The sequence below is a fragment of the Streptosporangium sp. NPDC002524 genome (assembly GCF_040295985.1).
Taxonomy (GTDB): domain Bacteria; phylum Actinomycetota; class Actinomycetes; order Streptosporangiales; family Streptosporangiaceae; genus Streptosporangium.
Map to the genome: position 1 here is coordinate 59,806 of NZ_JBEOWK010000007.1, position 20,124 is coordinate 79,929.

A 20,124-nucleotide genomic window follows, 5' to 3' on the forward strand; every position below is an offset into this window, starting at 1 on the left:
CAGGCCCGCCGGGGGCGGCGACGGTTCCGCGGGAGGTGCCGACGGCCCAGCCGGGGGCGCCGAGGGGGCCGCGGGAAGCACCGGCAACCCCAGGGGAGGTGCCGATGGATGAGGAGCCGCTGGTCCGATGGGACTGGATCGGGCGTAACTGGCCCACGATCCAGGGCCTGCTCGAGGACCACATCGTGATGGCGCTGGTGCCGATCCTCATCGGATTGATCATCGCGCTCCCGCTCGGGCTGGCCGGGGTGCGGTGGCGCTGGCTCTACCAGCCGACCGTCGGCGTGATGAACGTGATCTACTCGCTGCCCTCGCTGGCCGTCTTCATCGTGCTCATCCCGATCACCGGGCTCGCCACCCGGACGACCGTGATGGTCCCGCTCACCTTCTACGCCATGGCGGTGCTGATCCCCGCGGTCGTCGACGGGCTGAGCTCGGTCCCCGACCACGTACGCCAGTCCGCGGTGGCGATGGGCTTCACCCCGCTGCGCAGGCTGCTCCAGGTCGAGTTGCCGATCGCGGTACCGGTCGTGCTGGCCGGGCTCAGGGTGGCCACGGTCGCCAGCGTCAGCCTGGTCAGCGTCGGCGCGCTGGTCGGCAGGGGCGGGCTCGGCTACCTGTTCATCGACGGCTGGCAGCGGCAGTTCTACACCCCGATCGTCGTCGGTATCGTGCTGGTCGTGGTGCTCGCCGGGGTCGCCGACCTGCTGCTGATCCTGGCGCAACGCCTGCTCACCCCGTGGTCGCGGGCGAGGGGGTCCGCGTGAACCGGATGATCGGGTTCTGGGGGTTTCGCGTGAACCGGCCTGGCGAGGCGCGGGCGATCCGGGTTAACCGGCCGATCGGGTCGCGGGCAGAGGAGGCCGTGTGAACTGGCTGATCGACTTCTTCGGCGACCCGGCCAACTGGTCGGGACCCGACGGGATTCCCAACCGGCTGCTCGAACACCTGGAGTTCGCCGGGCTCTCGCTGCTCCTCGCCATGCTGATCGCGCTCCCGCTGGGGCTGCTGATCGGCCACACCGGCAGGGGCGCGACGCTCGTCATCCTCACCGCGAACGCGGCCCGCGCCCTGCCGACCCTCGGCCTGCTGGTCCTCATCGTCCTGTTCATGGGCGTCGGTACGATCCTGCCGGTGCTCATCCCGCTGGTGGCGCTGGCCGTGCCGCCCATCCTGGTCAACACGTACGAGGGCATCCGGGGGGTCGACCCCGACCTGCGCGACGCCGCGTACGGCATGGGCCTGCGGGGCGGGCAGGTCCTCGGACGGGTGCTGGTGCCGGTCGCGCTGCCGCTGATCCTGCTGGGCCTGCGCCTGGCGGCGATCCAGGTGGTGGCGACCGCGACCGTGGCCGCCTACGTGGGCCTGGGCGGCCTCGGCCGTTTCATCATCGACGGTCTCGCGACCAAGAACTTCCCGAGCACGATCGGCGGGGCGGTCCTCGTAGCACTGCTGGCGCTTCTCGTCCAGCTCGGGTTCACTCTGGTGCAGCGCGTAACGGTCTCCCCGGGGGTGAGCGAGCGCCAGACCATCAGATAGTCTTCTTTACCCCCCGTTTTGGAAGGGAATAGCACCATGAAGCGCCTGATCAGCACCGCGGCGGTCCTCCTGTCCGCGGCGCTCACACTTACCGCGTGCGGCGGCGGAGATCCGCTCACCAGCGCCTCCCCCGCCCCCGCGGAATCCGGGTCGGCCTCCGCGCCGGCGGCCGGGGGGAAGGTCATCATCGGGTCGGCCAACTTCCCGGAGAACGTCCTGCTCGGCGAGATCTACTCCCAGGCCCTGGCCGCCAAGGGCGTCCAGGTCGAGGAGAAGTTCAACATCGGCAGCCGCGAGGTCCTGTACGACCAGGTCAAGAGCGGCGGCCTGACCATCCTGCCGGAGTACATCGGCTCGCTCCTCGCCTTCGTCGACAACACCACCACGGCGAAGTCGAAGGACGACGTCGTCGCCGGTCTCAAGGAGAAGCTCCCCGCCGAGCTGGAGGTCCTCACCCCCGCCCCGGCCGAGGACAACAACTCGCTGACCGTCACCAAGGAGACCGCCACCAAGGACGGCCTCACCACGATCGAGGACCTGGTCAAGGTCGCCAAGAACTACTCGGTGGGCGGCCCGCCGGAGTTCCAGACCCGCCAGGAGAAGAACTTCAAGGACACGTACGGCCTGGAGTTCAAGGAGTGGAAGAAGACCGGCGACGCCACCGCCGACGCCATCAAGGACGGCACCGTCCAGGTCGGCAACGTCTTCACCACCGACCCGAAGATCATCGTCAACGACCTGGTCTCCCTCCAGGACAACAAGAGCGCCTTCGCGGCCGAGAACATCGCCCCCCTGGTCAACAAGGCCGGCGTGAACGACACCGTGAAGACGACCCTCGACGCGGTCTCCGCCAAGCTCGACACCGCCGGCCTGGTCGCGCTGATGAAGCGCGTCGCGGTCGACAAGGACGACGCCGAGGCGGTCGCCAAGGACTGGCTCACCCAGAACGCCCTGCTCTAGGTTCCGGCGGCGGTCTCAACGGAAGGCGGGTGGACGTCCACCCGCCTTCCGGCGTTCTCACCGGTCGCCGGGCCAGTAGCGCGCCGACCGGCCGGCGGCTGACACGATCGCCGCGCCGTCGAGTTCGGTGCTGCTCAGCTCGATGCCGCCCAGCGGCCACTCCACGGCGAACTCGAAGTCCTCCGCCGGGGGCAGCGGCCACAGCCACAGCCCGAAGTGGCTGAAGGCGAACTCGTTCCCGCGCACACCGGCGCCGGTCGGCGACCACGACAGCAGGGGGCCGGCCGGCTGATCGCCGGAAGATCTCCTCCCGCTCGGCATCCGGTCGAGGGTGGTGGCCTTCGTGCCGTCGGCGAAACGCACGCCCATCCTCAGCAGCGAGTCCCGCGGACCACCGCGTCCGGCCGCCTGGTCGAAGGGGGTCGCGGCCATCTGTACGTATCGCCAGTCTTCGGCGGACAGCTCACCCTGCCGGGACACGACCTCCACCTCCAGCAGGAAGCCGGTGCTGAAGACCCTGATCGTCGGCAGGAGCACCACGACGTTCGTACCGCGGGCCACCACCCGATCGACCGCGAGCACCGCTCCGATCTCCGACGACGGGGGAGCCGACCAGGGCGGGGGTTCGGGACGGTTGGGGGCGGGCACCTCTCCCGCCGGCGCGGGGTCCGAGAGCCTTGTTTCGCGGTATCGCGCACCCGTTCCTGGTGAGAGTTCCTTCCGGTCTCGCCACGCGTTCTGAGCGTTCATCAACCACAGCGGGCGATGAAAGAACGCGCTGGCCATGAGGGACAACTCCAGCACGAGCAGAAACAGTGCGATCTCTGGCCCGAGACGCACATCCGAGTAATATCCTGGCTCCTGTGCGAGGGGTAATCCTTCTCGAAGCTTTTTTCCTAGCTCTTCCTCGGCCGAGGCAGAGGCGGGCCAGTCGGGACGAGAATCCCCCGTCGTAATCACGGTCAAGGTTTTGCTCGGCTCTCCGGACACCTCGATATTCGACCACTGCCACGCCGTGAGAAGAATGCCGAGGGCGACGAAGACGAGTGCGGCGGGCCGCAGAGAGGCTCTGCCGGTGACACCGCGCAGGCGAACGCACCACAGCAACGAGGCCGCCACTCCCAGCAGCACCGCGACCGACCAGACGGTGGAAATCTGCCAGGCGTTCGCGGTCGCCCGCGCGGTGCGCACTCCGAACTGTTCCACGACGAGCACGGAGACACCGAACCATTCCCAGAAACTCACCGCGAGCAGCAGTGCCGCGACCGTAAGTACACCCCGTTCGCGAAAACCCCATCGAGAAGCACCAAGATCAGATGACATAGAGGGCAAGTCAACACCAGATGCGGGTGTTGAGGGAGCGAATACGGCAAGAAGGGCCGGATTGGCTGGCGGGGTTTTATGCGTTTCTCGCACATGTGTGCTTTTCTGAAGTTTTCATCGGCGGTGCGCTGCTCTTTTTCTTACGCTCATCCAGTGATTCAGCGCCGTGCCCGTCGATTCGATTTTGAACCAGACCAGGGTTGTGGCGAAATTTCAACGGGCGGTGAGGCTCTTGACGAGCATGACCCTTCGACCGCCGGTGGCGTCCGGACCGGAATTTCTTCTACGCCGCAAGAGGCTGCCCTATGGCCTGGCTGCCGTGGTTGAGCATCGTGCTCGATCTCCCTCTGGCGGTGCTCGCTCAGGCGGTTGTCCTCTCCGGCAGTCCTGCCGGGCAAGGCGCATGATCTAGCGCCCCTCGCATGAGTCATCCTGCGTGCGCTGAGGTAGGCCGGAGTTATCGCGCTGGCCGACAAGGCGCATCAGAGAGCCGAGGGCTTGGCCGCCACGCCCTACAAGAGCAAGAACAAGCCCGCTTCGTAAAACAGGCCAGCCGCTTCCACGCCATGCTCTGCAGACCAGTGAACGCGTCAATGCCCAGCTGAAGAGCTGAAAAACCCTCCGGAAGCTGCGCTGCAACCCTGGCAATGTCGGCCACCTGTGTAAGGCCATCGCCGTCTTTCAAACTCACCTCGTCGCGCAGGCCGCCTGAAGATAAAAAAGGTTCAGTGGCGCGACAACCTCGCGTGAAGAATCGGCTTGTGGCGACCCAGCGCTTTCAGATCTAAGGCGAGCTGTAAGGTAATTTAAATGGAAGCATTCGGTTTAATGCAATGGCCTTTCGTGTAGAACTTATGTTCGCCTAGGTGGTGAGGATTTATTTAGTTTGTTTTCAAATTCTTTGAGCCATTCTCGATGATCGGCTTCGCCGTGCATATACTCGCCTGGCGCGACCTGAATGTCGCAACCATGAAGTCGGCTAAGTACAGCCCAGGTCAGCTCATCAGTTACCTCGACGTCTCTATCTGTTCCGCTCCATATGGCTGCCCAATCGTTCGCCTCCTCAGGGGACACCTTCCCTTCGGCCAGGTTTCTCAACATTTCATATGCTTCATATCGAGTCGGCCCTGAACTCATAAATCACCAACTCCCGGTGTACTTTCCACACTTATCGAACGTGTAGTGCACTTTGGGTCCGCCTGTCTCTGGCCGTACCTGGCGCACCTGACCGTCGTGGGCGACAGTCTCATGCCAGGTCCGCTTTTCATTGCTCGCAGGATTCCATTCGCGAACTCTACGTCTTCCTGCCATTTCGCCAGGTTTCTGGGGAGGAGTGATTGGATCGTAGTACCGATAGCGGCCATCCGAAAGTTCACGCATTCCACCGGTGCCGTACTTACTCCACTGTCGAAGATGTTCCTTGTAAAGGCTACCGCCATATATGTTGTCCGCGCCGGGACCATCGTTGTGAACAAGTACTGCATTACCGCCTGTTACCACATGGTAGGTGTGGATGTCGTCGACGGTGAAGTTGTAGACGCGGCGTGTGGTGGTCCACTTCTTGATCGCGGTGATCTGGACGTACGTGCCGGCTGAGGTTTGCAACCACATGCCAGGCTGGAGTTCGCCGGCGTCGGTCCACTTACTCAGGGTGGGTACCCAGAAGGGGTGCTCGTCGGTCGCGGTGATCGGGGAGGTGGCGTCGCCTCTGTCGCCGTCGGTGTCCACGGTGATCTTGACGAGGTTCTTGGTGCCTTCGCCTGAGATCAGGACGGTGACGGCTCTGGCCTCGGTGCGGTCGGTTTCGGGGTCGGTGGCGAGTACGTACTCGCCGACCTCGACGTCTTCGATCGGTTTTTGGGTTCCGTCGGCCATCAGGACGAGGGTGCCGGCCACGAAGCTGTTGGGCTTGCAGGCCTTGACAGCTCCTTGCGCGCCCTTGGCCGCCTTACTGCCCGTTTTGAAGGCTGTTGTGGCGATCTTCCCGCCAGGGATGAATCCGATCACCGTCATCGCGCAGCTGCCCAGGGAAGGGTTGGCCGCGCAGTTGAGTGGATCCCCAATGAAAAGGTCGCATACGAAAATCCCCGAACAGCCGTCAGCAATATAGGTGAGGATGGTTGGGGGTTGTTCCGGATGGGTCGGGCCCGCAGGCGAATCAGGCGTGGAATCCACCGGCTTTACCGAACTCGGTTCGCAGGAGTATTTGAAGCCGCCTCCGGACACGTAGGTCGTTCCAGCGGGGCAGATGCTTCCCCCGCTACCTCCGCCACCTCCACCTCCGCCACCGATGATCTCGATTCCGACATGGCCGGTGTAGCTGGTTGTGCACGGCCCATAGGTGCAGAGGTAGTCGGCCCACTCCTGGGGGGTTCGGTCCGAGCCGGGGCCACGGTCCTTCGTTGCGTTGTTCGGGTCGTTTATGAAGTCTTCGCTGTTCGGGTCGAAGTCGGGCTTGTACGGCGGGTCCGGCTTCTTCGGCTGAGGCTTCGTCGGTCCAGAGCCGCCACCGCAGTTATAGCAAGGATTGCTCACCGGGGCGCTATTGCTCTTACCGTTGATGCTGTTGTTGCTGGACGAATTTTGTGGACATCCAGCAGATTTCGGAGTTTTGCAACCAGGTTTTCCTGGCGGAGGGTTTGGAGGCTTCCAACACCCACGCGGGTCCATGGGCCCCGTGCAAGGCCCTGTGGCGACGGCGGGTTCTAGGTTGCCCACCCATTCGGTTTCGGTGGCTATTTTGCAGTTCAGTCCCCAGAGGCCACCAAATATTCTTGCTATCGCCCCGCATGGAGCATGACCTGAGGGGTCGAGATTGACCAGAGGATTGCCATTGCCGTAGGTATAGCGGTTGGCCTGGATCGAGGGGGTGGGGTTGAGGGTCCAGTCGTCGCGGGAGGTGAAGGTGCCGGTGCCGGGCTGGTACCAGCGGGCGTGCATGTTGACCTTGCCGGTGTCCGGGTCGGTGTACTCGCCCTGGTAGCCCAGCGTGCGCGCGGTGCCGGAGCGGTGGGTGACCTTCCCGAAGGGGTCGTAGGCGACCGAGTCCACCAGTGCGGTGCCGGAGAAGGTGCCGACCACGTCGCCGTGCAGGTCGGACATCACGCCGAGTGCGGCGGTGCCGCCCTCCTGGAGGCTGAGCAGGCCGCCGAAGGGGTCGCGGCCGTACTTGGCCATGGTGGTGTTGACGCCGTCGGAGACGGTGGCGATGTCGTTTTCCAGGCCGGAGTAGGTGAAGCGCTGCTGGTCGGCTCCCTTGGTACGTGAGGTCACCCGGCCCAGCGCGTCGTAGCCGTAGGAGGCCTCTCCGTCGGAGATCAGCCGGTCGAAGGCGTCGAAGGTGAGGTTGCGGGTGACGCCCGCCTTGGTCTCCGTCGCCACGGTGCCGCGGGGGGTGTAGGTGTAGTCGACGCCGCCGCCGGAGGTCAGCCGGTTGCGTTCGTCGTAGACGAAGGTCTCGTTCCCGGCCTTGGTGCGGTTGCCCGAGTCGTCCCATTCGTAGGCGGTGACGGCGCCGCCCGGGGCGGTCCAGGAGGTCAGGCGTCCGGCGTGGTCGTAGCCGTAGGTGTTGGTGCCCGCTCCCGCGGTGCCGGTGGTGGTCTTGGTGGTGAGGTTGTCGTCCTTGTCCCATTCGTAGACGATCTTCGCCAGTTGCGCGTTGCTGCTGTTCTTCAGCGTCTGGGAGGTGGGCCGGTCGACGGCGTCGTAGATATAGGTCTGGGTGTTGACCGGGTTGGCCGAGGTCTGGCTGGTGAGCCGGTCGGCCTTGTCGTAGCCGTAGGTGAAGGTGCGGCCGGTGACCGGGTCGGAGGCGGTCCTGAGCCGGTCGGCGTCGTCCCAGGTGTAGTTCGCGGTGCCGGTGGTGTCGACGCGCTGGCTGAGGTTGCCCCGCGCGTCGTAGCCGTAGGCGGCGACCTGGTTGGTGGCTTTGGAGACCTTGGTCAGCAGGCTGCGGTCGTTGTACTCCAGGGTGTGGTCGCCGATCGCGGTGACCCGGCCCGCGGTGTCGTAGGTGACGTTGCGCTCGGGGGTGGCCACCGAGGCGCCGCTGCCGGTCTCCTTCACCATCCGGCCCAGGGCGTCGAAGGTCCGGTCGATGCGGACTCCGCCCGGTTGCAGGGTGGCGGTGGCGTTGCCGGCGGCGTCGTAGACGGTGGTCCAGGTCCGATCGGCCGCGTTGGGATGGGCGGGAGTCGATGGCTCGATGACCGATTCGGGCAGGCCGAGGGTGTTGTAACCGGTCCATACCGCGTTGCCGCGGCCGTCGGTGGTGCGAGTACGCGCACCGCCGGCGTCGTAGCCGAACGTCGAGGTGATCGACTTGCCGGCGGAGACCGGCTCGATGAGCGCGGTCATCCGGCCCAGCGCGTCGAAGGTGCGGCGGGTGAGGTGTCCCTCCCCGGAGGTGCTGCTGACCAGGTTGCCGGCCGGGTCGCGGCCGAAGCCGAAGGTGCGCACCGTCGCGCCGGTGACGTCGAGATCCTTGGCGGCGATCTGGCGGCCGGCCAGGTCGTACTCGGCCTCGGTGGCGTTGCCCTCCGGGTCGGTCACCTTGGCCGAGCGGCCCAGGAAGTCGTACCCGATGGCGGAGGTGTTGGTGTTCGGGTCGGTGATGGCGGTGACCTGCCCGGCGGCGTTGACCGTGTAGCTGGTGCTCTTGTCGCCGGGGGCGACGCTCTTGGTGAGGTTGCCGGCGGTGTCGTAGGTCATCGCGGTGATGTGCGCCGCGGTGATGGGCCGGCGTTCGACCTGGGTCTGGGTGATCATGCGGCCCAGGTCGTCGTAGGTGGCCTCGACCCGCGCACCGGTGGGGTCGACCATGGCGCGTTGCTCGCCCAGCAGGTCGTACTCCGACACCCATGTACCGCCCGGCCCGGACGGACCGGGATCGGTGACCCGGACCTGGCGGCCCAGCGCGTCGTACTCGGCGGAGGTGACATGACCCCGCGGGTCGGTGACGCTGGTCAGCTGACCGGCAACGTCGTAGCCGTAGCTGACCTTGGGAATCAGCGCGGCCCCGCCGGGCGGGGTGTAGGACGGCAAGGTGGTGGAGGTCAGGCGACCGGCCTTGTCGAACGCCGAGGTTATGGTCCGTCCTTCAGCGTCGACACTGTGGGTCAGCACCCCGGCGCTGTCATAGCCGTATCGCACGGTGGGGCGCCCGTCGGTGGCGGAACCGTTCTTCTCAATCTTCACCTGCGGGGACTTCGACTCCACCAGTTGTCCGGCGAGGTCGTAGCGCATCGTGGTGGTGAAGTCGGCGGCGGTTGCTCCGGCGGCGTTGCCTCGCGGCTCGATCGTCTCGGTGACCAGACCGCGGTCGTCGTAGCTCCAGGTGGAGACCAGATCGTCCGTGCCGTTCTCCACGGTCTGCCTGGTCAGCAGGTTCACCGCGTTGTAGGTGTAGGCCGTGGATTCGATCCGGGTGCTGCCCGCTCCGGTGAAGGACTCCTTCGTGACGTTGCCGGCCGCGTCGTACTCGTAGGCGCTCTTGCGCTTGAGCGTGGCCGGGTCGAAGGTCGTGGAGGTCACCCGGCCGGCGGCGTCGTAGACGTACTCCTCGGTGGTCTTGCCGCCGCCGGTCACCTGCTTGGTGACGTTGCCGGCCGCGTCGTAGGTGTTGGCCTCCAGCACCACGTCAGTCGTAGTGGTCAAACCGTTCAGCCGGACGTCATCGCCGATCAGCTGTGACAGCCGGTTGTCGCCGAAGTAGGTGTAGGCGGTCTTGCGCCCCATCGCGTCCACCTCACCGGCCAGCCGCCCGCCGGGGTCGTAGGAGAAGGACTCCAGCACCACATCTTGAGCGGCCTGAGGCGCGACCGGGCTGCCGGTCCACGCCTTGAGCGTCGTGGAGGCCAGCTCACCACGTTTGGTGTAGGCGTAGGTGTAGACCGTCCCCTTCTCGTCGGTGAGGCTGGCCTTGGCTCCGAGGGCGTTCCACGTGACGCGGGCCACGCCGCCTTCCGGGCCGGTGACCGTTTCCACCCGGCCGCCGGAGTCGTAGGTGTAGGTGATCTTTCGTTCGGGGTCACCGCCGGTCAGATCCGTGACCGTCTCGGTGAGTTTGTTGCCGTCCGTGTCGTAGGTGAACGTGGTCTTGGCGGTGTGGGTGACGTTGGTGACCTCGTTCTTCACCCCGGCGCCGGTGTGGGTGACCAGGCGCCCCAGCCCGTCATAGGTGGAGGTGGTGACCACTCCGGCGGGGTGAGCCTGCGAGATCTCCTTACGTGAGACCACCCGGCCGAGCGCGTCATGGGCGAACTGGATTTTCAACCCTGACGGACTGGTCTGCTCGGCCAGGTCACCGGCGGCACTGTAGCGGTAGGTCGTCTCGTTGCCCTTGGCATCCTTGCTCGACTCGCGCAGGCCGGCCGGGGTGGTGCCGCCGCCGGCGGCGGGTTCGGTGCCGTCTGTGTAGGTGGACGTTGTCGAACGACCGGTGGGGAAGTCCGGGGTGGCCGGGGTGGTCTGCTTGGACACCTCCCCATGGGGGGTGTACTCGGTGGTGGTGGCGTAGGTGTTGTCGGTGGCGCTGGCTGAACGGGCATCCCTGTGTGTCGTGGGACGGTCGTTGCGTGGATCGAACTCATCGGCGGTGTTGCGGTAGAACGCCTGGTGGGTGGTCTGGCAGTTTCCCGCCGCCTTGCAGGTCTTGGTGGCGGTGACGTTGCCGCGGGCGTCGTTGACGCGCTCGGTGAGGACCCCGTTCGGGTCGGTGGTCTTGGTGAGGAAGCCGCCGGTGTCGTACTCGTACTTGGTGATCTTTCCCAGCTGGTCGGTGCGGTTGACCAGGCGGTAGCCGCGCCAGGCGTCGTAGGCGGAGCTGAGAGTGTTGTTGTTGGGATCGGTGACCGTGACCGTCGACAGGCCGGTCGCCTGGGCGTAGACGGGTTGGCCGATCTTCCAGGTGCCGCCGTGCTGGTCGGTGTGGGTGGTGATCCGCTCGGTGCCCGCGTCGTAGGTGTTGGTCGCCCACACCCGCTCGGACGGCAGGGTGATCTTCGTGAGCTTGTGCGGCGCCTCGGCGCGCGCGGCGTAATGCAGCGCCACCTCGGCCGCGGTGAGCGGCTTGCCGTAGATCGCGACCTCGTCGATCAGGCCACGGAAGGGGAATTCCTGCGCACTGGTCCCGGTCGGCAAACCGGGTGCTGATCCTTGAACAACGACTCCGGTGCCGATGGTGGCGTAAGGGCGCCACGGATCCACTTGGCCGGTCATCGTGCCGATCTGCGTGCCGTCCAGGTACAGCACCTGATCGGCGCCGGCGACCGTCAGCGCCACGTGATGCCACTGGTTGTCGTTGACCACGGTGGCCGACCCCATGGGGGAGGCGACCATTTTGAACGCTCCGCGGAGTTTGCCGTCGGTGCCGACGTACAGCATCGGCCCTTCCGGTGTGGAGCCGTAGCTCACCGAGGAGGCCATCAGCACCCCGGAGGTGGTGGTCTTGAACCACATCTCCGCCGAGACCTGATCACCCAGGTACGCCAGCGCGTGCTGCGGCAAGGTCACCCGCGAGTTGTTGAACTCCACCGCCGTATCGGGAGTGCCCGCCAGGGCGCCGGGCTTGGCGTAGCTCACGGTGCCGTACTCGGCGCTGCCCGCTCCTGAGCCCAGGTCGACCGCCTGCCATCCTGACGCCTCACCCAGTCGCCAGTATCCGTATGGTTCGCTGTCTTGGACGATGCCGCGGTACTGCGAGCCGCTGTCGTAGGTGTAGCGGGTGCAGTTGGGAGCGGCCACCGGCGCGCACACCGCGGTCAGCTTGTCGCCCTCGTAGTGGTAGGTCCACGTCACCGGCGAGCCGTTCACCGGGTCGCTGGACACGCTCGCCACGTGCGCGCCGCTCCAGGTGAACGTCAGCGACCGGCCGCCGGTCGCGGTCACCTTCTCGAGCTTGCCGTCCCCGCCGTAGGAGAGGTCTTGTGCTCGGCCGCGGGCGTCGGTCACCTTCGTCAACCGGCCCTGGGCGTCGAACAGGTACACGGTGGAGGACTTGTCCATCAGTTTCCACCCGCCCCCGGTGACGTCGGCCAAGGTGGCGTGCATGCCCGGCGGCGGCTGGAAACTCCCGTTGCCGTTGGCGGCGAATCGCACCCGGCGTCCGTCGGGGTAGGTCACCAGGGCGCTGGTCAGATCCCCGCGCACCTCGCGTACCAGCTTCATGTCCCAGCGCGTCGACCAGCCCGCGCCGAAGACCCCGTCGGTGCGGGCGTCCATGCTGTTGTAGGAGCGCGTCACCGACAGCGGCGGGCCGGCCGTGGCCACCGACAGATCGGTGGCCTCAGTGGTGTAGTTGCCCGGCATCTGGTGGAACTCCTGGCCGTTGACCCCGCGCGCGGCCAGCTGCGAGCCGATCACCGGCTGACGCACCCCGGTGGTGAGCGACCATGTCGAGGAGGTCGTGCTCAGGTTGTTGCTCGTGTCGGTGGCGGTGACGTTCCACCAGTACTGCTTGCTCCAGGCCAGCTTCCCCGAAGGAACCTTCCACCCGCCCGAGTAGTAGTTCGTCACCGTACCGGACGCGGGACAGGTCCCGGTCATCGCCTCGTTGTCACACACCTTGAAGGTGAAACGGATCAACACCGGGGAAGAGGAGTCGTTTCCGCGGCCGCTGGCGCGCAGTGTCGGTGTGCGCGACTCCACCAATGTCCCGTCGTAGGGATAGACGAGATCCGCCGACGGATACTGATGAAACGAACACGTCCCCTGACGTACCCACGAATGGGGGGCCACCGACGGCGGTGTCCCGACCGGAGCACTGAAACCGGTCACCCTCCACACATCCGTTCCGTAGGCGACCACTGCCCCGTAGCTGTACTTCTGGGTGGAACTCCATTGCGTGTACGTGTCGCAAAAATCAGCCGCCACCGACGAAGCGGCGCTGCCGGTGGCAGCTGTTGCTCCTCGGCGCTCGGCCCGCCGATCGTCCTGAGGAGATGAGCGACCATCCTTGGCCGTCGAAGCCCGGGAGCCTTCATCGGTGAATCGCCTCTCGACCGGCAACGCGCCCTTGCCGCCACGGATGTCCTGCTCGGGCAGCTTGGGCAGACTCACCGTCGTGGTCGTCGCCGCGGAATCCACCAGGGAGGGGAATCCCGCCGCCGACCCGGTCAGCTGGTCGGGTGTGTCAGGGGTGCCCTGGAAGAGGGCGGGCGGCTGCACGGTCGCAGCCGATACCGGAACCGCTTGGAACAGCAACAGGCCCGGGAGTGCCGCCACCATGACGGCCACTGCTGTCCGGGCTCTCACGGCTGCCGAAAACGACCATGACAAACTCCGGCGCATACGCCGTCACCCTCCGAACAAGTCAGCGCGAGAGTCCAACCGCCCCGCGTTACCCCAGCCCGCCACCAGGCCCGCAGTGGGGCCGGGGTCGACGGTTCGGAGTGTGCCATCAGCAAACGATCAGAAATTACCCAGGGAACCTTTATCGGCACAATAGGTTCAAGAGGTGCGGAATAGGACATGGATTTTGGGTTTAAAAATACGATATGTCGGATCTGGGTTGCTTTTGTAACGCTGAGTTGCCGCGAAAGTGGACCGGAACGATCACGCGGGGAAAGGGAGCGGTCGCCCACCGTTCGTCTCGGGCGCCTCGGTCCCTGAGCTTTTTCGAAAGTGCAGCTCACGGCCGCTGAGACTTGGTGGCTTTCAGGAAGGCCGAGAGGGAGGGGTGAGGCGGGCCGCGCGGTTTTGGGTCGGTTCAAAGGGGGTGTCGGAAAGGCGGCTGGCGGCCTGTCGCGGAGGAAAACGGAGACGATGAGGTCGGGGGCCGGTGTGATTCGTGGCACACCGGGCCGGACCCGGGCATTTGCCCGGGTCCGGGATGATGGCCGGATGAACGAGTTCGTCGAGTCCATGGCCCAGGTGGTGACCGGTGTGACGGTCGTCACGGTGAAGGACGAGCGCGACGACGTGGGGGTGACGGTCGCCACCTTCACCTCGCTGTCGCTGGACCCGCCGCTGGTGATGGTGAGCCTGGACAACACCGGTTATCTCAACGAACTGCTGCTCCGCCACGACCGCTGGGCCGCCAGCGTGCTGTCGGCCGGGCAGAAGGCGATCGCGAGCCGCTTCGCCACCGCGGGCCGTCCGGGGGCCAGGTTGCTGCTCGCGGGCACGCCGCACCACCGGGGCGAGCTGAGCGAGGCCCTCGTCGTGGACGGCGGTGTCACCGCGCTGGAGGCCGAGACGGTCAAGGTCGTCCCGGCGGGGGACCACACGATCTTCATCGCCAAGGTCCTGGGGGTCGACTACGTCGACACGTCGGTCCTGCCGCTGGCCCGCTACCGGAGCCGCTACCGCTGATCCGGCGAGTCTCCGCTCGTCCTTCTCTCACGTGAAAGAGCCGCCGCCTCTCACGAGAAAGAGCCGCCGCGTCCGAACGCGGCGGCTCTTCACCGAAGGACGGGGAAGGTCAGCGGACCTTCCACGAACCCGGGAGCATCAGCGGCCCGTACGACGGCAGGCCCAGCTCACCGGCGAGGTGGGCGAGCGGGCCCCAGGCCTCCAGGCGGACCTGGGCCAGGGCGGCGGTCCTGTCCTCGCTGGACTCCGGGGGACGCAGCCGCTCCAGGGGGCTGAGCTTGGGGTAGACGCGCACCGGGGCGTCGACGGACAGCCCGGCCTTCTTGCGGGCCAGGGCGAGGGCGTCCTCCAGGCCGCCGAGCTCGTCGACGAGGCCGCTCTCCAGGGCGTCCGCCCCGGTCCAGACCCGGCCCTTGGCCAGCTCGTGGGCCCGCTCGCGGGACAGGCCGCGACCCTCGGCGACCTTGTTCACGAAGTCGTCGTAGACCCGGTCGAGCCAGGCGTTGACCCGCGCCCACTGCGCCTCGGAGAAGGCGTGGCTGGGGGAGAGCATCCCGGAGTTGGCGCCCTCACCGACGATCTCCGAGGAGACGCCGATCTTCTCCAGCAGGCCGCCGATGACCGCCTTGCCGCCGAACACGCCGATGGAGCCGGTGAGCGTGCCCGGCTGGGCCACGATCGCGTCGGCGGCCATCGAGACCATGTAGCCACCGGAGGCGGCCAGGTCGCCCATCGAGATCACGATGGGCTTGCCCGCCTTGCGGGTGAGCACGACCTCGCGCCAGATGGCGTCGGAGGCCGTGTACGAGCCGCCGGGGCTGTCGACCCGGAAGACGACCGCCTTGACGTTGTCGTCGCGCCGGGCCGCGCGCAGGGCGGCGCAGATGGTGTCGGAGCCCATGGCGCCACCGCCGCCCAGCGGGCTGCGGCCGCTGCGGCCGAGCCGGATCGCGCCGTTGCCGCGGACCAGGGCGACGGTCTGCTCGCCGGGGTGCGGAAGCTTCTTCGCGGAGAGCGCCTTGGCGTAGCGGCCGACGTACAGCAGCAGCGTGTTGTCGCCGAAGGCCTCCTTGACCTCGTCGTAGACCTCGTCGCGGTAGGCCAGCCGGTCGACGAGCCCGGCCTCGACGGCCTCGGAGCCGATGAACGGGCCCTGGTCGATGAGCTCGCGGACCCTGGCCGGTTCGAGGCGGCGCCCGTCGGCGATGCCGGCCACGACCTGCTCGGTGATCGACTCGGTGATGCGGCCCATCGACTCGCGGTGGGCCTCGGTCATGTGGTCCTGGGTGAAGGTGTTGGCGGCCGTCTTGTACTCGTGCCGCTGGCCGATCTGGTACTCGACGCCGAGCTTGCCCAGCGCGCCCCGCAGGAAGCGCTGCTCCATCGCGACGCCGGTCAGCCCGACGTCGCCGGACGGCTGGAGGTAGACCCGCTCGAACGCGCTGCCCAGGTAGTAGGGGACGGTGCCCCCGCCCAGCTCGCCGAAGGTCTCGGCGAACGCGACGGTCAGCTTGCCCGAGGCCCGGAAGTGGACCACGGCCTGGCGGAGCTCCTGGACGATCGCGAGCCCGAGCGGCTGGCCGCCGATCTTGACGATCAGCGCCTTGACCCGGTCGTCCTTCCTGGCGCGCTTGAGCCCGGCCAGCACGTCGGTCAGGCTCGTCTTGCGCATCGCCAGGACGGCGCTCAGCGGATCCACCGGGGGACTGCCGTCGGTCAGGCCCTCGGTGAGGTCGAGCTCAAGGACCAGTGGAGCGGTACGCCGCTGCTTGAACCGGTCGACAGTGTCGATGATCACCTTGGTCGCGTCCATGCTCTTCACCCTAAGCGACACATACCGGGCTTATGCGGTTCGGCGGGGGTCCACCTGCTTTCCGGCCCACGGGGGTCTCCGCGACCCCCGTGGCCACGCGGCTCTTGCGTGACTTTCACGTGGCCAGGCGGGCTTTTCCGGCACCTGGCACCCCGGAGCCCGTACGACCCCTGGGGGCCCGTACGACCCCGGGGTCCGTACGACCCCGGGGTCCGCGCGGCGCCTACGCGCTTCGGCGGGCGTTCACCTGCTTCTTGAGCATCGAGGTGGACGCGGCGGGGGAGCTGCCCTTCAGGCGGGCCTTCTCCACCGAGGTGAGGACGGTCTTCAGGGTGGCCGTCTCCTTGATCTTGGCGGTGAAGTTCACGCCGCCGTTCGCCCAGTTCAGCCAGGCGGCGAGCAGCTCGCTCTCCAGCTTGGCCCTCGCCGTCTTCTTGGCGGGCTTGAGCACCTTGTACGCGGCGGCCGCGGTGGCGGCGGGCGTGACCTCGGCGAAGACCTTGCTGGCCTTGGTCACCAGGCCGAGGTAGCAGCCGAGCGTCGCGTCCGTGATCCTGCCCTTGCCCCGGGTGGCCTCCGCCGCCCACTGCGCGGCGCTCAGCGTCCTCGTGGACTTGCCGCGCGTGCACACCGTGGGCGCCGCCGCCGTCTTCGCCGGGGGGACGGTCACGGTCACGGTGATCGTCACCGTCGGCAGCGGGACCGGCGTCGGCACCGGGTCGCTCGGCGTGGCCGACGGGGAGGGGCCCGAGCCGGGTTCGGGGCTGGGCTCCTCGGACGGCTGCTCCGAGGGCTCCTCGGACGGCTCGTCGGACGGGTCCTCGGAGCCGGAGGGCGGGTCGGCGGGCTCCTCGGGAAGGGGCGTCTGGGTGACGGGAGGAGCGGGGGTGCCCCCGGCGATCGCGGCGTTCAGGTCGAGACGCGGGGTGGTCACCGTGCCGTAGACGATCGGGCGGCCCGTCGTCTTGAGCCGGTCGGCCAGCGCGTCCGGGGCGCCCGGGGTCTTCTGGGCCACCAGCGCCAGGGCGCCGGTGACGAACGGGGCGGACATCGAGGTCCCGCTGTAGACCTGGTGGCCGCCGCCGGGCACCGCGGAGTCGATCTCGAGGCCGGGGGCGAAGAGGTCGAGCACGGGGCCGTGGTTGGACCAGTAGGGGACGGTGTCGTCGTCGCCCGTCGCGCCCACCGTCACCGGGCCGGAGAAGCAGCCGGGGGCCCCGGCGCCGGGCACGCCCTCGTTGCCCGCGGCGGCCACGACGGCCACGCCCTTGGCGCGAAGGTCGTCGACCCGGGTCTTCATCGCCGCCAGTTCGGGCTCGGCGTCACACGCTCCCTCGTACAGGCCGCCGCCGAGGCTGAGGTTCACCGCGGCGATGTTCCTGCCACCCTCCTTGAGCTTCGCGACGTGCTCCAGGGCGAGCAGGAGCGTGGACTCGAACGCGGTCAGGCAGACCCCGCCCTCGTCGGCGCAGTCGTTGATCCTGCTGAAGACCTGGATCGCCACGATGTCCGCGTCGGGGGCGACGGCGTGGGCGATCCCCGCCACGTGGGTGCCGTGGTCGCACAGGTTGACCTGCCCGTTGAGGCAGGCGGGGGTCTTCGCGTCGGCGGACGCCGGGTCGCTCGTCTGCCCGTTGGGACACAGGGACTGCGCGCCGCCGTCCGTCGCGGAGAAGCAGGCCTGCTCCACGACCTTGCCCCCGAAGTCGGGGTGGGCGGCGTCGATCCCGGTGTCGATGATCGCGATCGTCTGGCCCTGGCCCTTGGTCCCCCCGGCGTGCGCCTTGTCCGCGCCGATCACCTGCAGGCTGGTGGCGAGCGTGCCCGAGCTCAGCGCTCCCAGCGACGTGGGGGAGTACGTGCGGTCGCGGCGGATGGAGAGGACGCGCGGGTCCTCGGCCAGCTTGGCGAGCGAGTCACCGGTCCCCTCGACCACGATGAACGAGGTGTCCGCGGGTTCGAGGACAACCTCGGCGTCGGGCAGCTGCCGCGCCTCCCCGGCCACCGGCGCGGCCTCCGCGGGGGCGGCCAGCTCGACGATGACCCGGGCCCCGTCGTCGTCGGAGGCGAGTCCCGCCTCCAGCTTCGGCAGCGGGGGCGGTGGCGTCGCGGGGGGCGGGGCCGGCGTCTCCTGGCCGCCCGGGGCCGCGGGTGGGCTCACCGGGGGGCTCGCGGAGGCCGCCGGCGGCGCCGGGGAGTCCTCGGCGAGGGCGGGGATCGCGGGCGCGATGGTGAGAACCAACGCCATGGCCACGAGAGCTCGAAGTCGCACACGTCCTCCGGGGGGATCAAACGGGCGTTTCGGAGTCTAAGCAGCCGTATGCGTCGCGTGAATACTTTGCCCCAGATTTGGAGGATCTTCGGAGAAAAGCTCGACCCCCCGCGGCGTAGCGCACACGGAGGGTCGAGTGGTCGGAATATTACTTGAGGCCGTTGGAGATGGCGGTGATCAGCTCACCGTTGGTGGTGTCGCCGCTGGTCTCCCAGAAGAACGCCCCGCCCAGACCCTGGTTCTTGGCGTAGGTCATCTTCCCGGCGATGGTGGCGGGGGTGTCGTAGCTCCACCAGTTGCCGTTGCAGAAGGCGTAGGCGGTGCCGGCGACGGTGCCGGTGGGCGGGCACTTGGTCTTGAGGACCTTGTAGTCCTCGTTGCCGGGCTCGTAGGTGCCCTGGGCGGCGCCGGTGGCGCTGCCGCCGGGGGCCGACTGGGTCACGCCGGTCCAGCCGCGTCCGTAGAAGCCGATGCCCAGCAGCAGCTTGCTGGCCGGGATGCCCTTGGACTTGAACTTCTGGATCGCCGCGTCGGAGTAGAAGCCCGCCGTCGGGATGCCGGTGTAGGAGGTCAGGGGCGAGTGCGGAGCCGTCGGGCCCTGAGCGTTGAACGCGCCGAAGTAGTCGTACGTCATCGGCATGAGCCAGTTCAGGTTGTTGATGGCGCCCGCGTAGTCGGCGACGTCGATCTTGCCGCCGTTGGAGCCGTCGGCCGTGGTCGCCGCGGTGATGAGGGCGTTGGGGCCGAACTTGGTGCGCAGCGCGGAGATGACGTTCTTGAAGGCGTTCGGGCCGCTGCTGTCACAGGTCAGGCCACAGGCGTTGGGGTACTCCCAGTCGATGTCGATGCCGTCGAACACGTCGGCCCAGCGCGGGTCCTCGACCAGGTTGTAGCAGGAGTCGGCGAACGCGGCCGGGTTCTGCGCGGCCTGGGTGAAGCCGCCGGACCAGGTCCAGCCGCCGAAGGACCAGATGACCTTGATGTTCGGGTAGGCCCTCTTCAGCTCGCGGAGCTGGTTGAAGTTGCCGCGCAGCGGCTGGTCCCAGGTGTCGGCCACGCCGTCGACGCTCTGGTCGGCGGTGTAGGCCTTCTCGTAGTCGGCGTAGGAGTCACCGATGGTGCACCGGCCGCCGGTGGTGTTGCCGAAGGCGTACAGGATGTGCGTCAGCTTCGAGGCGGAGCCGTTCGTGACCAGGTTCTTCACGTGGAAGTTACGGCCGTAGACGCCCCACTGGGTGAAGTATCCGACGATCTTCTTGCCGCCGGGAGGCTGGACGGTGGGGGTGACCGTCGGGGTCGGCGTCGGGGTCGGGGTGGGGGTCGGCGTCGGGGTGACCGTGGGCGTCGGGGTGGGGGTCGGGTTCGTGGGGCCGCCGGTGCAGGCGGCGCCGTTGAGCTTGCAGTTCAGCACGCCGGTGATGCCGCCGGGCGCGCCGTTGAAACCGAAGCTCGTCGAGGCGCCCGCCGCGAGCGCGCCGTTCCACGCCTTGTTGACGAAGGTGTAGTGGTTGCCGCTCTTCGTCATGTCGGCGTCCCAGGCCGAGCTGATCGAGGTACCGGAGGGGAGGTCGAACTCGACCTTCCAGCTGGTCAGCGCGCTCGTTCCGGCTTTCACGACGACCTTGCCCTCGAAACCGGAGCCCCAGTTCGAAGCGGTCGAGTAGGTCGCGGTGGCGGGTGTCGCGGCCGTCGCCGTGCCGATCCCCAGGGGGACCAGCAGCGCCGCCGCCGCGATGAAGGAGCCGATGGTAATTCGTCGCAAGGGTCGCTCCAGGTCAGAGAGTGCCAAGTCCCCGTATTCATAGGAAAGTTTCCTATTAGTTTCCTGAGCGTAGGTTCTCGTACGCCGACGGTCAATGCCTTGTTCGGGGATATAAGGCCGATTTAAGGTTTTTGGCCGGGCGGG

The 20,124-nt window shown here is 67.5% G+C and carries 10 protein-coding genes; 4 read left to right on the plus strand and 6 right to left on the minus strand.

Annotated elements, in window-relative coordinates; translation table 11 throughout:
* Nucleotides 1-104 precede the first annotated feature (104 nt).
* The 3 genes from ABT053_RS13870 to ABT053_RS13880 all read left to right on the plus strand — a co-directional run bounded on the left by ABT053_RS13870 (nt 105) and on the right by ABT053_RS13880 (nt 2,499).
* Complete coding sequence (locus ABT053_RS13870) at nt 105-767, plus strand: ABC transporter permease (protein WP_329085422.1); 663 nt, start codon at nt 105-107, stop codon at nt 765-767.
* Between the two features lie 100 nt (nt 768-867).
* Nucleotides 868-1,539 carry an ABC transporter permease gene (locus tag ABT053_RS13875; protein WP_350969341.1) on the plus strand — a complete coding sequence of 224 codons (672 nt, stop codon included), beginning with the start codon at nt 868-870 and terminating at the stop codon, nt 1,537-1,539.
* Between the two features lie 36 nt (nt 1,540-1,575).
* A complete protein-coding gene (locus tag ABT053_RS13880; RefSeq protein ID WP_350969342.1) occupies nt 1,576-2,499 on the plus strand; it encodes an ABC transporter substrate-binding protein in 924 nt (307 codons plus the stop codon).
* A 57-nt stretch (nt 2,500-2,556) separates the two neighbouring features.
* On the opposite strand, the gene ABT053_RS13885 is transcribed toward ABT053_RS13880, so the two are convergent.
* From ABT053_RS13885 to ABT053_RS13890, 3 genes are all read right to left on the minus strand, one after another.
* On the minus strand, nt 2,557-3,822 hold the full coding sequence (locus ABT053_RS13885) for a hypothetical protein (RefSeq protein WP_350969343.1): 1,266 nt from the start codon (nt 3,820-3,822) through the stop codon (nt 2,557-2,559).
* Between the two features lie 852 nt (nt 3,823-4,674).
* Nucleotides 4,675-4,959, minus strand: a complete 285-nt coding sequence (locus tag ABT053_RS43455) for a YxzC family protein (protein ID WP_502991752.1) — start codon at nt 4,957-4,959, stop codon at nt 4,675-4,677.
* A gap of 3 nt (nt 4,960-4,962) precedes the next feature.
* A complete protein-coding gene (locus ABT053_RS13890; protein ID WP_350969344.1) occupies nt 4,963-12,408 on the minus strand; it encodes a polymorphic toxin-type HINT domain-containing protein in 7,446 nt (2,481 codons plus the stop codon).
* A gap of 1,254 nt (nt 12,409-13,662) precedes the next feature.
* Between ABT053_RS13890 and ABT053_RS13895 the strand changes: the two genes are divergently transcribed.
* Nucleotides 13,663-14,133 (plus strand): flavin reductase family protein, encoded by a 471-nt coding sequence (locus tag ABT053_RS13895; protein WP_350969345.1) that lies wholly within the window; start codon nt 13,663-13,665, stop codon nt 14,131-14,133.
* Nucleotides 14,134-14,242: 109 nt separating this feature from the next.
* On the opposite strand, the gene sppA is transcribed toward ABT053_RS13895, so the two are convergent.
* The 3 genes from sppA to ABT053_RS13910 all read right to left on the minus strand — a co-directional run bounded on the left by sppA (nt 14,243) and on the right by ABT053_RS13910 (nt 19,980).
* Nucleotides 14,243-15,946 carry a signal peptide peptidase SppA gene (gene sppA, locus ABT053_RS13900; RefSeq protein ID WP_350969346.1) on the minus strand — a complete coding sequence of 568 codons (1,704 nt, stop codon included), beginning with the start codon at nt 15,944-15,946 and terminating at the stop codon, nt 14,243-14,245.
* Between the two features lie 223 nt (nt 15,947-16,169).
* Nucleotides 16,170-18,218, minus strand: a complete 2,049-nt coding sequence (locus tag ABT053_RS13905; RefSeq protein ID WP_350969347.1) for a S8 family peptidase — start codon at nt 18,216-18,218, stop codon at nt 16,170-16,172.
* A 148-nt stretch (nt 18,219-18,366) separates the two neighbouring features.
* Nucleotides 18,367-19,980 (minus strand): glycosyl hydrolase family 18 protein, encoded by a 1,614-nt coding sequence (locus ABT053_RS13910; RefSeq protein WP_350969348.1) that lies wholly within the window; start codon nt 19,978-19,980, stop codon nt 18,367-18,369.
* Between the last annotated feature and the right edge of the window lie 144 nt (nt 19,981-20,124).